Source organism: Paenibacillus glucanolyticus NBRC 15330 (genome assembly GCF_004000885.1).
GTDB lineage: Bacteria > Bacillota > Bacilli > Paenibacillales > Paenibacillaceae > Paenibacillus_AQ > Paenibacillus_AQ glucanolyticus.
Map to the genome: position 1 here is coordinate 1 of NZ_BIMC01000016.1, position 14,372 is coordinate 14,372.

Sequence of the window (14,372 nt, forward strand, 5' to 3'; positions counted from 1 at the left end):
ACCGTTGCAGTCAGTTGTTCCGTTCCTCCCTGCACCACAGTTGCACTGGTTGGGCTGACCGTCACACTGTTTACCACTGGGACAGGAGCTGATTTAATATGACCGTCATAAGTTAGATTGTCATAGCCTACGGCGACTGCTCGTCCTCCACCTATACTAATGTCAGCAAAATCAATGGACGAGGAAACTTGACTCCATTCCTCAAGCCAATTAACTCCATTTCGTGAGCTTGCTACTCTTTCATTTGTGCTGACTGTATAAAATTTACCTGCGGCATAGGTCACTGAGGCTAGGCCCATTCCGTTGTAATTCAGAACCGTTGCCTTCGTCCAGGATATGCCATCATTTGACACGTAGGCCTGACCGGCTTCTCCTACCGCTACAAACACATGATTTCCGTACGCAATATCAAAAATCGCTTGGCCTCGATTCGTAGTGTAAACTTGCGCCCAACTTAATCCATCAGTCGATCGATAAATTTTGGTGGCTTCTCCATCCATATAGGTTGTGGCAATATACACCCCATCACCGTACGTTACTCTGTAGAAATTAGGGACTGAATTGTCGGTATACACCACTTCCGGTTTGCCATTTCCTATGAATGAATACAATTTGTCTTGTCCCGCTAATACATAACGATTGGTGTCCGCACTGTAAGCAATATCATTGATATGTGTGTTTTTTAACGTTGCATCCAAAGATGTCCAGGCTGTTACGGGATCATTGGTTTTATAAACCCCATCGGATCCAGTAAGATACCAAGTTGAATTCAGAAATTTGACATTAGAAGGTTCTAATGTCATCCCAAGATTGCGATTATCCCATGTCACAGAATCAGTAGACACATGATAGTCTAGATAATAACCCAGCGACATCCATTTACCATTGCCGTACTCCACAAATGTCTGCAGACTACCCGGTACGTGATGCACATTACTCCAATTAGCAGCGTTAACTTTGGAAGAGAAAATCCCACCACTAATGGAACTAAAAAGCAACATGCCTGCCAACGAACTCTGAATGAAACGATTCAACCCTCTTTTTCTTGAAAACATACCCGCCCCCCATATTTAAGTGTATTTGGCATAGTTCACTCATTGCCTTATTCATTTCCCGATGATGGCGTCGAATGAAGGAAATGGAAATTACTTTCATCATAAACGAGACTCTCTTTAAGGTAAATATAAAATTAGGGACTTTTCTCACAATGTAAAGACTTTTAGCCCACTTCAATCTACCTTTCATATTCTAATTCCAGAATTATAGAAACATAATTCGCCATTATTCGATATAAAATCACAAAATTTTAATGACAGCCCCTTTCCCATCTGTTATAAACAAATTATGACAACGATGTTGCAGCCCCTACTCTTAAACAAGGGAGAAAATGAACATTGATTGATACAGTTGCAGCAAGACCTGAAGATGAGATCTTTTTGTTCCAATTGTATTCATTGACTCGAGCAGACGAATTACAAAATTGGGGCTGGGGAGTAGAAGAGCAGGAGCAGTTTCTGCGTATGCAATGGAGAGCTCAAACCATGTCTTATGCTTCTTCTTACCCAGATGCCATTCGTATGATCGTCCGTTACAATGGTGCGCCTGTCGGTCAAATATATGTGCTTGATCAGGGAGCAAGATGGGTGCTAATTGATATTTCTCTTCTTCCGGAGTACCGCAATCAAGGCATAGGGACTCGTTTGATCATGGATTTACAACATCGGGCAACTCATGCCAATGCAGCTGTTCGTTTAAGCGTACTTCCTATGAACAGGGCATTGAGTTTGTACCAGAAGCTTGAGTTTGTTCCTGTACACAGCGAGGGTATTCATCAGGTAATGGAATGGCGTGCTTCAAAAACAAAGTAGGTCTGAATCATAATTTGGCGAGGTGAGAACAAATGAGTGAAGCTTTTTTAGGTGAAATTCGTATGTTTGCGGGAAATTTTGCCCCTCAAGGGTGGGCATTGTGTAATGGACAAATACTATCTATTGCTGGAAATGAAGCTCTATACACCCTACTCGGTACACTTTATGGCGGAGATGGCCAGAACACCTTTGCCCTGCCCGATTTACAGGGCAGAGTTGCCGTTCATCCAAGTACTGCGTATGCAAGGGGACAAAAAGCAGGGGCTCAGGAGGTTACACTAAATTCAAATCAACTTCCGGCACATACGCATCAGGTATACACAGCCTCGGACTCCTCCACGATCTCCTCGACTCCAACGAATGCAACATGGGCTGATTCACCACGCAAAATATATTCCACTGCAACCGGAGCCAGCACAGTGAATATGAATAACACCGCCGTATATTCAGCTGGTGGAAATCAGCCTCATAACAACATGATGCCTTCGACTGTCATCTCGTTCATTATCTCTCTAGAAGGTACTTTCCCGCCTCGACCTTAAAACAAAATACAATTCAGGAGGTAAGCGCATGTCAGAACCTTTTTTGGGCGAGATTCGATTGTTCGCCAATAACTACGCCCCCAGAAATTGGGCTTTTTGTGAAGGACAAATACTGTCGATTAGCAGCAATCCGGCCCTTTTCTCTTTGCTCGGCACCGTCTACGGGGGAAATGGAGTTTCTACTTTTGCACTTCCTGATTACCGTGGCCGTGTCCCCATTCATGTTTCCCAAACCATCCCGCTGGGCTCTGCCCAAGGTGAAGCTTCACATACGCTAACATCTAATGAGATGCCAATACATACTCACCAAGCCGTTGCTTCTCAAACCAATCCGACGATGGCATCTCCTCTGAACAATGTATGGGCCGCTGTCCCAAACTCATTTGGATCGTCAGTAGGGCAAAATCCAATGAATTCAGGAAGTCTCTCCACAGCGGGTGGCTCACAAGCCCATAACAATATGCAGCCTTACACGGTTTTGAATTACGCTATTGCAATTGAGGGAATTTTTCCTTCTCGCAACTAATAAGGAGGACAATACTATGGCTGAGGCATATATCGGAGAGATCCGAATTTTTGCAGGCAATTTCGCGCCGAAAGGCTGGGCTTTATGTAATGGGCAGTTATTGTCAATAGCCCAAAACACAGCGCTATTCTCTGTGCTGGGCATCCAGTATGGAGGTGATGGGAGGAGCACCTTTGCATTGCCAAATTTAATGGGTTCAGCTGTAATACATCAAGGGACGGGAACGGGTTTGTCGCCGCGGCATGTTGGGGAGAAACTTGGTGAGCCGACGGTGACATTAACACAAACGGAGATTCCCGCTCATACGCACACGCCTCAAGGCATTGTTGCAACTGGGAATCAGAATTCACCTAAAGATGCTTACTGGGCCCAAGCTCCCAAACCTATACCGACTGCACCGCAACCTCCGTTGTATAACAACACTGCTGACACACAGATGGCACCTTTGGCTGTGGGGGTAGCTGGTTCTTCCTTACCTCATAATAATATGCAGCCTTTTATCGCCCAAAATTTTATCATTTGTTTGCAAGGCGAATTTCCTTCTCGTGGCTAAGCTTTAAAGCATTCAATATATTCAAAAAAGAGGCGTCCATTATGGGCGCCTCTTACATTACAGACCCGTCAGTAGGGATTCAATCGAACAGACGGTTGCAAACTCTACAGTTCTATAACAACCAAATCTGCTTGCACAACTTCAGTTCCATTACCCGGAAGGCCAAACATTTCATGATCCGCAAACGCCTCGGAAATCGGTTTCTTCGCTGCAAAGGCGCTCAATTTTCCGGTGGGGACCTTTGGAGTGGTATACGCCTCCGCCTTTCCTGCCAAAGTCATTACGATCTTTGTCACCTGACTGAGATCTACGCCTTCGTTAAGCGTAAAACCTCGTCGATCCTCAAGTGGGACCTCAATTGACCAAATCGACAATAAGCCTGGCATAATTCGGTTATTCCCATCACCCACTGCTCCGCCGGACAAATTGCCAATGTACTCTTTAGGTTCTCCAGCATCGCCCGCATCTTCACTTGGTGTCACTTCATATTCAAAGAAACCGTGGCTTTTGTTATGGACAAAGTCAAAACGCTCGCCATACGAATCCAGGAACGTGGAGTGACCGGAGTGTGTATACTCAATGTGAATGCTGCCCGCCGAATGCCGGGCACCCGGCAACTGAATGTGACAGTCACTGACCATCATATGAGCTTTGCCTGCAATCTTCTCCCTGATGAGTTTGTTTTCCAGTGACAAAGGGAAAAAGGCTGTTCGATGGTCTCGAAGCGCTTCGAATTGCTCTGGAAAGGATGCTTCATTCAAAATGAAAGTTACGTTCTTAAACGGCTGCACCGGATTCTCCGATGCGTTCAGCGCATTTTTCAGTTTAATGGTCATATCAGCATGGATACGGGCGAGCTCTGCCACATGACTATCCCGGATAAACGGGAAAAAGTCCTTACTAAGCACCATATAGCGGTACGCTTGGTATTCCTGATACAGAAAATCGGTCAATGCCAATTTCAAACCGTTGTAGAGATCGAGAATATACGTATGGAACAGCGGCAGGCCAGCGTCCACCTCATCACCCATCGCCTGCCGGATCCGTTCTTGATCTGCACGGCGCTGTTCCATTTCGGCAAACCATTTTGCCTCTTCAAGATGTTTTGCTTTCACCGATTGTATTTTGCCTTGATATTCTTCGACAACGTTTAGATATTGATTGAAGGCTTTGCGATATCCCTCGACCTTCTCCTCCGGCATCTGCTTATAGATCGGCTTCAGCATGTTTTCGAACTTTTCGCGCGACATCGTAAGCATGGATGAACGATAGCCAAAGGAATCACGCGCCGCATTCATCTGACCGATCAAATCATATAGCTCTGCTCCATCCTTTAATACCGCTAAACCGGAAGAAACGACCGTGGTCACATTTTTGATGGATTTGGAAAGCTCCGCTTCCTTCTTCTTCTTTTCTTTTTCCACCGTTTTTGTGTTTTTGAATGGATCATCAATGACAATGGATTTGCCTGTATTCCAATAATTACTGACCGCCGAAGCGATAGCTCCCCCTGTTTTGAGCGCCGTTATGGCAGGAGTTACGTTAGTGACCAGTGCCACACCGTTAACCACCAGATCAAATGTAGCTTTCAGGGAATCCAGGGCGAGCTTCTTCCTGAGCGCTTGTACAAATTCTTCCGCTACTTTCTGGAGATGCTTCTCATTAGACAATATGCTTTCATACAGCTTGTCTGCTTCCGATTCCAAGCGCTCCCGTTCGATGATCGATTTTTGCCTTTGATCATCCAAATCGTTGATCCGGTTTACTGCAATGGATATGGTGTCCTTTAATATTTTCACGCGGCCCCTTTGATCGTTTTCAGCCTTTACATATTCATGATATAAGGTTTCAGCTTGTTGAGCAGCCGTAATTAGATTGCCACCAAGATCTTGGTACTTATCTAAAGGCATTAACGGCGTCCAGTTCCAGGGATGGCTGAAATAATCAAGTCCCTGTCCCAACTGTGAAAGGAGAATAATGGACTTGTTGCGTAGTGCCAGCCATTGAATGGACGCATCCAGCATGCTGCCTTGAAAAGCCGAATAATCGCTCAAAGCTCGGACCACGTCAAACCAGGCCTCATCCGGAGTTGTACGCTGCAGCCAATCCAGCAGAATCGCGGATTCTTCGAGCTTCTCCTCACTCCCCGTCAAATAGGCCAATCCAGCCTTATGCAAAGTCAGCATTTGGCGTTCAAGTGAAGCACCTAAGGCCGTTTCCAAATTAATCGGAGAGAATTCTTTGTACAATTCTGTTTTACTTAGCTTCGATCCATAAAATTGATCATATTGTATCTGTACCACGGTGGATTTGGCGGGTTCGCCATTAGCCGCATTAGTTGCGATAAGCCCAGATTTGCCGTCCATGCCGTCCTTCCCGCCAGCATCCCTCTTATTGCTTACCCGGGTGACGGAAGAGGTTCTCCCAACGGTAACAGTCTCTAGCTTATACCCGCCTATCCCACCCGGAGCTCCCGCTCCCGCTTTTCCCGGTAAGGTAGGTGCCCCGGCGATCCCGACTTGATTTTCCATCGTAATCCTGTGTTCTCCGCTGGAAACCACGTATCCAACAAAAATACATCCGGCATCTCCTCCATTCCCTGAATGACCGGCATGACCGCCGTTACCTCCATCTCCACCGTTACCACCCGGTGTCGAATAATCATTCGCGTAAAACCAGTGCTTCTCGGCGTCTCTTCCATCCTCACCCCGCCGGCCATCCATGCCGTCTCCTCCGTCTTGGCCACGACCTCCGTTGCTGCCATTAGCCACGAGCCTTAATTCCCCTTTTAGATCAAAACGTTCCGCAGCCAGCACCATATGTCCGCCGGACATCCCTGCTCCTCCATCGAGGCCATCCATACCATCTCCACCACGATCCCCATTCTTGATCGCCTTCATTCCCGGATCAGCCTTGGGTTCCTGTACAAAGTCCTGATCCGAAGGGACAGGGGCTCCTGACGTACTAATCGACACATTCCCATCAGAAGAAATGATTCTTGCATTCAGCGTCAGATTACGCCCGGGCAAGCTTAACGATCCGACAAGATGAATAGTATCGGCCTGAATCCAATAGTGAGCCGATGAATCGGATAAATAATCCTGCGTTAGATTTAAATCGGTAGCCGTTAGATAGATGTACCCCTCTTTTTTGCCTCGCTGGACACCGGAATATAACGACTGGCTTGTTCTTTCCATAACTTCCATCTGTGGTGGGTCTCCTCCCTAAGTCTCATAAATTGTGTGACAATCCCCCTTCTTTAGGTCCATAAATTCCACAAGATAAACTTCGGAATGGTGATAATTGTCACTATATACCTAATTGTAAGGGGATTTTATCCATAAATATATATTTTTTTCGATGGCTTAACCTCGCAACTTGCATCAAAAAAACAAGGAAACTGCAGCAGTCTCCTTGTTTGGGGTGTACTCATTTTCTATTGTTATTCTTTTTATTCTAATGGCCTTCCTTCTTTATAATAAAGATTCCGATTTAGAATCACAAAGAAAATATGTACGTTTCGGTACCCGTGCTCCGACAGTATGCCATGAATGCTGGCTGCCACCGCATCGTGAACCTCCTGCGCTCTCTGGAACATCAGAATTTCCACGGATAATGGCGTATTCGTAATGATCTGATAAGGAAGAAGCTCGATCTTCACAATCTCTTGCGGAATTTGAACAATACCCGCGAATTCGTCAACAACCTTAGGTGTTATTTCTTCAAGAAATACGTCTGGAAAACCTTTAAAGCGTAAATATGGCACTCTAATCCCTTCATTTCGTCAATTTATTGTCTTATAGATGTCTTCTGAGTGACTTTTGTCTCTATCCCTACTATACAATATTGTTATTGTGAAAGGAATCACTATGATTCAGATCCACTCATCGCCTGGTAAAGTTCAGCTATAGCTATCATATAAGTTGCCACGTAAAGATCGAACCTATAGACTGGATGAGTGTAAGCGTTCAATCTACAATCTAACTAAATAAGGAGTTGAAGTTGAGCATGGGTCGTAATCTATGGGATGCAGAATGGGAAGTTACAAAACCGTTAGTGCAGCAGCTGTTAAACCTCCAATTTCCCCGCCTAGCCTCTCTGCCGATCCGGGAAATCGGGAACGGATGGGATAACACCGTATATCGTGTAGGCGATGAGTATGTATTTCGCTTTCCCAGACGACAGGTAGCCGTTGATTTATTGAGAACCGAAGCAAGAATTCTGCCTAAGCTGGCAGGCTATATTACAGTGCCATATGCCAAGCCCCTCTTCTTCGGGGAAGAGAGCACCCACTATCCAGCTCCCTTTCTCGGTTACTCCTATATACCGGGTAAATTTCCGATTGGAATATCGGACGATGCACGCGCGCAGTCTGCAGCTGCTCTCGCCAAGTTCCTGAAGAACCTGCACGTTTTCCCTGTGGAAATCGCACAGCAAGAAGGCATATTATTTGACCAGCGAAATCTGACGGACCTGGCTGGACGCAAAGAGAGAATGCTGGATTTTCTATCCCGGTTTAACCTTTATATCACGCAAGAGGAACTAGACGAAATCGCAAACTATTTGCAAGGGATCACCCTGGAACGAGTGGAACACCGACAGGTTCTCCTCCATGGCGATCTGCATTTTAAGAACATGTTAGTGGACGATTCGGGCATACTTGCGGGCATTATCGATTGGGGCGACGTGAACATCGGACATCCGGCCTGTGACCTCAGCATCGCGTACAGTTACTTGCCTCCAGCCTCAAGACAGGCTTTTTATGAAATCTATGGTGAAGTGGACGATGAAACGAAGATTCTCGCACGAATGATTGCGGTATACATACCTATGCTACTATTTATGCAGGCTGTGGACGATAAGGATGAAGCCATTGCAGAGGAGGCCAAATCGATTATTCAACGTGCTCTGGCCGATTGATCGATAGTTAGCCGGAACGGCATTCGGTCCGATGCTTAATTCGCAAAAACACGTCGCATAAGAAAGAAGCTTGAACCCCTTCAAGCTTCTTGATCACGGATCTACGAATCGCCGTTATTATATTTTTAACATCCCCATTAATGGCATAATGGTTTTAATGACATTCATTCCCAATTTAATGTGAGGCACGATCTGTCCCAAAAATCCAAAACCTCCACCACCGCCTCCGGCTGCAACAGCCTCTCCTTCCACTGCTCCTTCAGCTGCCGGTCCGCTTGGCTGACCTCCGAACAAGGCACTCAAAAAGCCGGAAATTTGCGCTTTATCCCCGCTGCGGGCAATCGAAGCCGGCATCTTGTTGTTGGCGCGGAGCCCTGATAGAGTTACTGCCTGACCTTCGATCTGACTCAGTTCACCAATATAATAACTGCCGTCTTTGAGAACGACCACAACCGGTTGACCTACCCAATGCTGTGACGCAGGTACAGATTTGGGGACAGTCCTGGATTTCCTTACGCGTTTTGAAGACATACGATGATCACCTCGCTTTCCATTCTCATGATTATGACATCATATGCAAATTTGCCTTTTTTTCTTGTGCCTTTATAGGATAGATATATAAATAGATCAAAAACCTAGTTTTACCAAGCTGAATCACTCTGAGTTCCCCTCATATCGAAGCTTTCCTATATAAACGATTCATATTTCGCCTCTGAAAATATTTTGTCACTGTGGCTTTTTGCCTCCCTCCGGTGTCTAATTTACTGTAAGGTCAAGAGGAGGTTCTTACCCATGTCTAGAGCTCATGACAAACTCCCTATTTATCCGGATGATCAGGGAACCAAGCGAACATTTGAGGATACGTATGATGAGTACCGCCAGCGGATTCGCCAGTCCATCTCCCTTGATTTTTACCAGATATGTTGATATTCGAATCGATATTGGCGCGGCACTCAGGCTGTAGGCGAAACGGATGCACCTGATTGGTTTATGGGCACGTTTGATAACAATACGTTAAAAATCGTCTCGCCCTTGAATCCTGGACCCGAGCATAGGCTCCATACCCAATGGGCGGAAGCCCTGTACAATCAACTAAAATAGCATAAAAAGAGCAGTCACGACATACACACGGCTGCTCTTTTTGATAATTGTTACAACTTGTGACACTCGATCTTCATGCACCACCGCAACAGCTCTCTGAACCATAACTGTTCCCTGCGACTCCCAATCAACATGTTTACTATCATTAAAATTGCTCGCGTTATAGTTTCCAATATAAATCCAAGTCACTCATGGATTACGTCTAATTTATGGTTTGGACTTGTTCACCGTATGGAGATCGCCCGGCGTTCCAGCAGTGAATACCGACAGACCTGCATAGATCGACCGGAAGATCACATACAGTCCGTATCCAAGCACACCGCCGGCCGTATTGAGAATTAAATCGTCTACGTCGAAACTTCCCATGGAAAACACAATTTGCGAGCATTCCAGTCCCAGGCTTAACCCCAGGGAAATCAGGAACGAACCGAAGAACCCGAGGAATTTGCTTCTGATCATTAAACCAATCCATATGCCATTCGGCATAAATATAGCGATATTACCAAAGAGGTTCATGACATCGTGCGGGCTCGGCAGCCGCTTCATATTTTGATTAATTGATTCAAAAGGCGTAAAGTTGGCAAACTGCAATCGCGCCTGCATATATTCGGGATTATCCATCGTCCGTTGCAGCTGCTGCCACAGAAATGAGATATCCACGGAACCGAATTTGAACAAGATCACCTTGACCAGCACGTATAAATATACGACATACAGCCCTAGAATGATCCATTTATGCGGTTGCTTCATTCCCCATCATCCTGACTGAGGTTCACCGTTACAATGACTCCATCGATATTGTTTCCAGATACCTCATACTCGCTTCCTACCGGAATCTCAAGCGCAATGTCTTTCGTTGTGACGGGCACATACGTTATTTCGTACTTTTTCCCTTCAACGGTTGTTTTGTAGCTGGATGAATTCTTCAGATAATCGAGATATTCCTCCAATGTCAAACCCAGATCGTTCATGATCATGCTGTGCGGCAGTCCTACATAACGAAAATGCCATGGTTCGTACTGGATGCCTGTAATCTCGGTCTTATCCGGGGGATATCTCAAAATAAACCCAAACTCCCACGCATGCTTCTGCAGCCATTTTCCTTCGGGCGCCTGATCGATCGACATCTGCGTCGATCCGATATCCATGGATAAACCAAGGTTATGTTCGCTGTAGCCGGGAGGCAAGGCATAATCCGAACCCTTTTCACGGTAAAGCACCTCCTGCTCTTCGGTGTCCCGGTACCCGCTGCTGATCATGAAATGATGGACTCCGTCTTCACCGGCCGCATCAACCATCTCACGGAACTGCAGCGCAACGCTGCGCGATAACCGGATCGTGTTGTCCAGAAGCACATAACCATTCATCAAATCTTGTTCCTGAAACAACTTCACGATATCCGTTGGAACCGCTCCCTCATCAAGCGGATGTTCCTTGTTAACCAATACCAGATTTCCCCGGGTCACCTGCTCAGCTGTCACATGGATTGTTTGAGTCTCTATATTGGAATCGTTCTCGTCGGAGTGGTTGTCACTTCGAGTGGCGGAATCGGCATTCGCTTCTTGCCCATCTTTGTTCTTCGCTTCATTCGCATTAGGGGCGTCCGTTAGAATGGACTCACACCCGACCAGCAGGAATATAACAAGCAATATCAAACCCTTCTTCAACTTCAACATCTCCCTCTAACTTTGTCTATCTAGCTTAAAAAATATAGTTTAAGGAAAAGTAGAGAAAAGTTAAAGTTTTTCTTAAGTAATGTGAGCTTCACAAGCCTCTTTTCCTTTGATAAGGCTGAAGCGGATGGTTTTACTAGGTAACTATTTTGCGAAAACAACCATTATCAACCTCCTCACTCGCTTCTATGAGATTGATTCGGGCCTTGTCACGATGGATGGCATGGAAATGCGGCATAAACTGTACAACAACCCGTTTAAACGGAGCAGCTAAGTCGGCTTCAGAGTATCCTCATGCTGCCGGGAGCCGTGAACACAGCAAAGCCGATTCTAAATGGAATCGGCTTTTGGTGATGCACTAGGCAGGTAGATTATGACTTATGTTCTCGTTCGACCTCCCGCTGAATCTAACGGACCAGACTGCTGCTATAGAGGCCAAAAGAGCACCTTTTACAATCTAACGGACACCCATAACGTTATACGGCGTTATAAACGCGATATCTCCCACTATTCCAATAAATAACGCCCCTCATGTCCGCTGCGTGTTTCAACTCCATTTTTTCCTGCCATATAACGCCCCCTCGGTCCGCCTGCAATCAAGCCTTTCAAGGTTTGCATCATACCTCATCCGCCCTGCTGGCAAGACTCACGATTCGTTTAACGGCACCAATCATCCATTCCATCTCCACATACTGGTTTCCCGGCGCATTGTATTCCACCCCCCAGTAACCACGGTATCCACCTGCAAGCAAACTCCGTACCTTGTGCTCCACATCAGGAAGGAGCACCGTCCTCGCATCAAAATGTGTATGTACTGCCCATGGCGCAACCATCTCATCCCCCGCAGTCTCATCTGCTTTCCATCTGCCAAGATGAAGCAAAAAGCCGAATGCCGGATGATCGACCTCTTCCGCAATCCGTTTCATTTCTCGCGGCAAGAGGGACGCGCCCATATGATTTTCAGGACCGATGAGATACCCCCGTTCCGCAGCACGATCCGCATATTCTTGATAGCGCTTGACGGTATATTCGAATTGTTCGTCCGACATCGGTTCCGATTCCTGATAACTGCCGCCTGTGTCGATCCGCACCGTTTCAGCCCCTAAGATTTCAGCTGCATCCAGATGAACAAGCGCATTTTCATACAGTTTCTGACGGATGTCCGGGTCGGGATCCCATAGATGTGCTCCATCTACAGCAAAATTAACCACCCTCATCTCTTTCTCATCGAGCGCTTCTCTAATTTTACGAATGTAGCTCTCATCAGCAAGCTTGTATACGGGGTCGCTCCGATCGATAAAAAAACCATTCCACAGATCAACCGCATCCATACGATACCGGTACTTCACCGTCTCCAGATAACCGAACACATCCATCTTTCCCTCTAGGAACGTATTGAAAAAAGAATAACCGCCAATCGAAATCTTCATCGCCATACCTCCTTCATCAAAGTTGGACTCAAGCTACCCCTAGTTTACCGTACTCCAAACCATACCATATATGAATTCTTACTTGAGGGTGTATTTCAAATGGTGATATTTCCCTCCCGAGAGGAAGCCTTTATTCTTATACAATTGCTCAGCTCGATTTCCCGAAGTGACAAAGAGGCGCAGCAGGGGGTGCTGCGGCTCCAGAACGGTTAATGCCCTCTCCAGCATCGTGCCTGCCAAACCTTTGCCTCGATGCTCAGCTGTTACTGCAATGCTGTAGACAAGGGGCAACCCTTCCCATAAGGAAATCAAACATACACCTGCCATTTCTTCAGATGCTCGATCATATATTAGAGAGGATGCCTGCAGCAGCTTGGGATCTATTTGATCAAAATAATGGACTGTATCATTCATATAGACTTCGACTTCCCGTTCGTCCGGACCATTGGCATAAGCTTTCCTAAACACTTCAACCAGTTCAGAGATATCTTTTCTTGAAGGTACTCTCGCAATATAGTTAACATCGAAGGATGCTTCAAGCTGTTCGGTCGGCCGGATCATGCACTGCCTGGATTCAACCTGTACAAAATCCGCTTCCCGAAAAGCAAACTCCTGTTCATCAAGGACATTGTATGCATGAAGATCATGCTCCTCCAAACTCCAAGATTGAAGGGCATGGTTCTTGACCTCTCTGATCAGTTCAGAGGTAATGGAATACGGCGGTATTCCGAATACTAGTCCGATAGATTCGTCGTTCAAATAAACTCCCGCGGCTTTGTCATCGCCTGAAAGTACCCAGTAGCCATCGTCCGAATCCGATAGAATCTTGGCAAACTCCGCCCAGCTCGGTCTAAACCAGATATTTTTGTAATAGGTAGCAAAATATTTCGAGAACGCCTTAGGGCCAGCCTTTACCAACCTGTATTCCATAACCCACCGTCCTTATTCCTTTTTTTGATAGATCATGACTAGAATTAGGCTCATTATAAAGGTTACGAGATGCCAAGAACAAAGGAATAAACATCTTTAGAGAAAAAATCACAGCCCGCCCATCAAACCAACCCCCAGATAAACCGCTGTTCCCCACATAATCAATGCCGAAATCTTGTTCATCACGGGTAACAGCTTACCCGACGAATCCAGTCTCCCCGCCGACCTGCCGGCAATACCAAGGCCCAGGAACCACAGCCAGGATACAACAATGCATGCAATGGCAAATATGGCCTTGTCCGTACCTGAATATTGCAGCGAGCTTGTGCCTATAATCCCCATCGTGTCCAGCACGGCATGCGGATTCAGCAGTGATACGGATATGGCAAAAACAATTTGCTTTTTCGTCGTAAACGAACGAGCAGCTTCCTGTTGCTGCTCCGAAGGTTTTGTCTTCCATGTTACGAATCCCATGTAAACCAGGAATCCGATCCCGAAGGAAAACAACACCATTCGGATCCAGTCATATTCCAGAACGATCACGGATACGCCCAAAATGGCTAAGGAAATAAGCAGCGTGTCGCACAGAGCCGCCGTGATGATAACGGGCAGCGCCTTAGCGAAGCGAGGCTGAACCGCTCCCTGATTAAATACGAACACATTTTGCACACCTAATGGAAGAATAAGACCTAGTGCCAGGATGAACCCATGAAGGATAACGCCTATCATATGAAACCTAACCTCCTGCGGATATTTTCACCATTGTAAGGGTCGATCCCAGCAACGTCTCCAACCAATTGGTTGGCACGAAACCCAACCAATGAATTAT

At 46.2% G+C, this 14,372-nt stretch carries 16 protein-coding genes; 7 read left to right on the forward strand and 9 right to left on the reverse strand.

Translation table 11 applies throughout. From position 1 onward, the window contains the following. On the reverse strand, positions 1-1,055 hold a 1,055-nt coding region (locus PGL02S_RS20285; RefSeq protein WP_457920665.1), incomplete at its 3' end, for a hypothetical protein. Between the two features lie 339 nt (positions 1,056-1,394). On the opposite strand from PGL02S_RS20285, the gene PGL02S_RS20290 reads away from it, so the two are divergent. Genes PGL02S_RS20290 through PGL02S_RS20305 form a run of 4 tightly spaced genes read left to right on the forward strand, consistent with a single transcriptional unit; the run spans position 1,395 to position 3,489 of the window. Beyond that, positions 1,395-1,868: a GNAT family N-acetyltransferase gene (locus tag PGL02S_RS20290; protein ID WP_051449125.1), complete on the forward strand. Its 474-nt coding sequence runs from the start codon at positions 1,395-1,397 to the stop codon at positions 1,866-1,868. 32 nt (positions 1,869-1,900) lie between these two features. Further along, positions 1,901-2,410 (forward strand): phage tail protein, encoded by a 510-nt coding sequence (locus PGL02S_RS20295; protein ID WP_081742722.1) that lies wholly within the window; start codon positions 1,901-1,903, stop codon positions 2,408-2,410. Between the two features lie 28 nt (positions 2,411-2,438). Continuing rightward, positions 2,439-2,936 carry a phage tail protein gene (locus PGL02S_RS20300; protein ID WP_036638200.1) on the forward strand — a complete coding sequence of 166 codons (498 nt, stop codon included), beginning with the start codon at positions 2,439-2,441 and terminating at the stop codon, positions 2,934-2,936. A gap of 16 nt (positions 2,937-2,952) precedes the next feature. Next, a complete protein-coding gene (locus PGL02S_RS20305) occupies positions 2,953-3,489 on the forward strand; it encodes a phage tail protein (RefSeq protein ID WP_006209825.1) in 537 nt (178 codons plus the stop codon). A 104-nt stretch (positions 3,490-3,593) separates the two neighbouring features. Here the strand turns inward: PGL02S_RS20305 and PGL02S_RS20310 are convergent, their stop codons facing one another. After that, positions 3,594-6,695: a hypothetical protein gene (locus PGL02S_RS20310; RefSeq protein WP_036638197.1), complete on the reverse strand. Its 3,102-nt coding sequence runs from the start codon at positions 6,693-6,695 to the stop codon at positions 3,594-3,596. 245 nt (positions 6,696-6,940) lie between these two features. Then, on the reverse strand, positions 6,941-7,255 hold the full coding sequence (locus PGL02S_RS20315; protein WP_006209822.1) for a DUF1904 family protein: 315 nt from the start codon (positions 7,253-7,255) through the stop codon (positions 6,941-6,943). Between the two features lie 242 nt (positions 7,256-7,497). Here PGL02S_RS20315 and PGL02S_RS20320 point away from each other — a divergent pair, with 242 nt between their 5' ends. Then, positions 7,498-8,409, forward strand: coding sequence for a phosphotransferase (locus tag PGL02S_RS20320; protein WP_036638194.1), 912 nt, complete (start codon positions 7,498-7,500; stop codon positions 8,407-8,409). Between the two features lie 117 nt (positions 8,410-8,526). On the opposite strand, the gene PGL02S_RS20325 is transcribed toward PGL02S_RS20320, so the two are convergent. After that, on the reverse strand, positions 8,527-8,940 hold the full coding sequence (locus tag PGL02S_RS20325) for a hypothetical protein (protein ID WP_036638191.1): 414 nt from the start codon (positions 8,938-8,940) through the stop codon (positions 8,527-8,529). 261 nt (positions 8,941-9,201) lie between these two features. On the opposite strand from PGL02S_RS20325, the gene PGL02S_RS28880 reads away from it, so the two are divergent. Next, a complete protein-coding gene (locus PGL02S_RS28880; protein ID WP_255308657.1) occupies positions 9,202-9,336 on the forward strand; it encodes a hypothetical protein in 135 nt (44 codons plus the stop codon). Positions 9,337-9,717: 381 nt separating this feature from the next. Here PGL02S_RS28880 and PGL02S_RS20335 read toward each other — a convergent pair whose 3' ends face one another. Further along, positions 9,718-10,260, reverse strand: a complete 543-nt coding sequence (locus tag PGL02S_RS20335; protein ID WP_036638188.1) for a VanZ family protein — start codon at positions 10,258-10,260, stop codon at positions 9,718-9,720. Then, positions 10,257-11,177 carry a D-Ala-D-Ala carboxypeptidase VanY gene (locus PGL02S_RS20340; protein ID WP_036638185.1) on the reverse strand — a complete coding sequence of 307 codons (921 nt, stop codon included), beginning with the start codon at positions 11,175-11,177 and terminating at the stop codon, positions 10,257-10,259. Before PGL02S_RS20340 ends, PGL02S_RS20335 begins: the two co-directional genes overlap by 4 nt. A gap of 133 nt (positions 11,178-11,310) precedes the next feature. On the opposite strand from PGL02S_RS20340, the gene PGL02S_RS28305 reads away from it, so the two are divergent. Then, positions 11,311-11,457: a hypothetical protein gene (locus PGL02S_RS28305; RefSeq protein WP_155984587.1), complete on the forward strand. Its 147-nt coding sequence runs from the start codon at positions 11,311-11,313 to the stop codon at positions 11,455-11,457. A gap of 343 nt (positions 11,458-11,800) precedes the next feature. On the opposite strand, the gene PGL02S_RS20345 is transcribed toward PGL02S_RS28305, so the two are convergent. From PGL02S_RS20345 to PGL02S_RS20355, 3 genes are all read right to left on the reverse strand, one after another. Next, positions 11,801-12,613 (reverse strand): sugar phosphate isomerase/epimerase family protein, encoded by an 813-nt coding sequence (locus PGL02S_RS20345; protein WP_036638183.1) that lies wholly within the window; start codon positions 12,611-12,613, stop codon positions 11,801-11,803. Positions 12,614-12,691: 78 nt separating this feature from the next. Next, the gene (locus PGL02S_RS20350; protein WP_036638181.1) at positions 12,692-13,543 is read right to left on the reverse strand and encodes a GNAT family N-acetyltransferase; all 852 of its coding nucleotides are present in this window, start codon (positions 13,541-13,543) and stop codon (positions 12,692-12,694) included. A gap of 108 nt (positions 13,544-13,651) precedes the next feature. Continuing rightward, positions 13,652-14,272 (reverse strand): LysE/ArgO family amino acid transporter, encoded by a 621-nt coding sequence (locus PGL02S_RS20355; RefSeq protein ID WP_036638178.1) that lies wholly within the window; start codon positions 14,270-14,272, stop codon positions 13,652-13,654. Positions 14,273-14,372 lie beyond the last annotated feature (100 nt).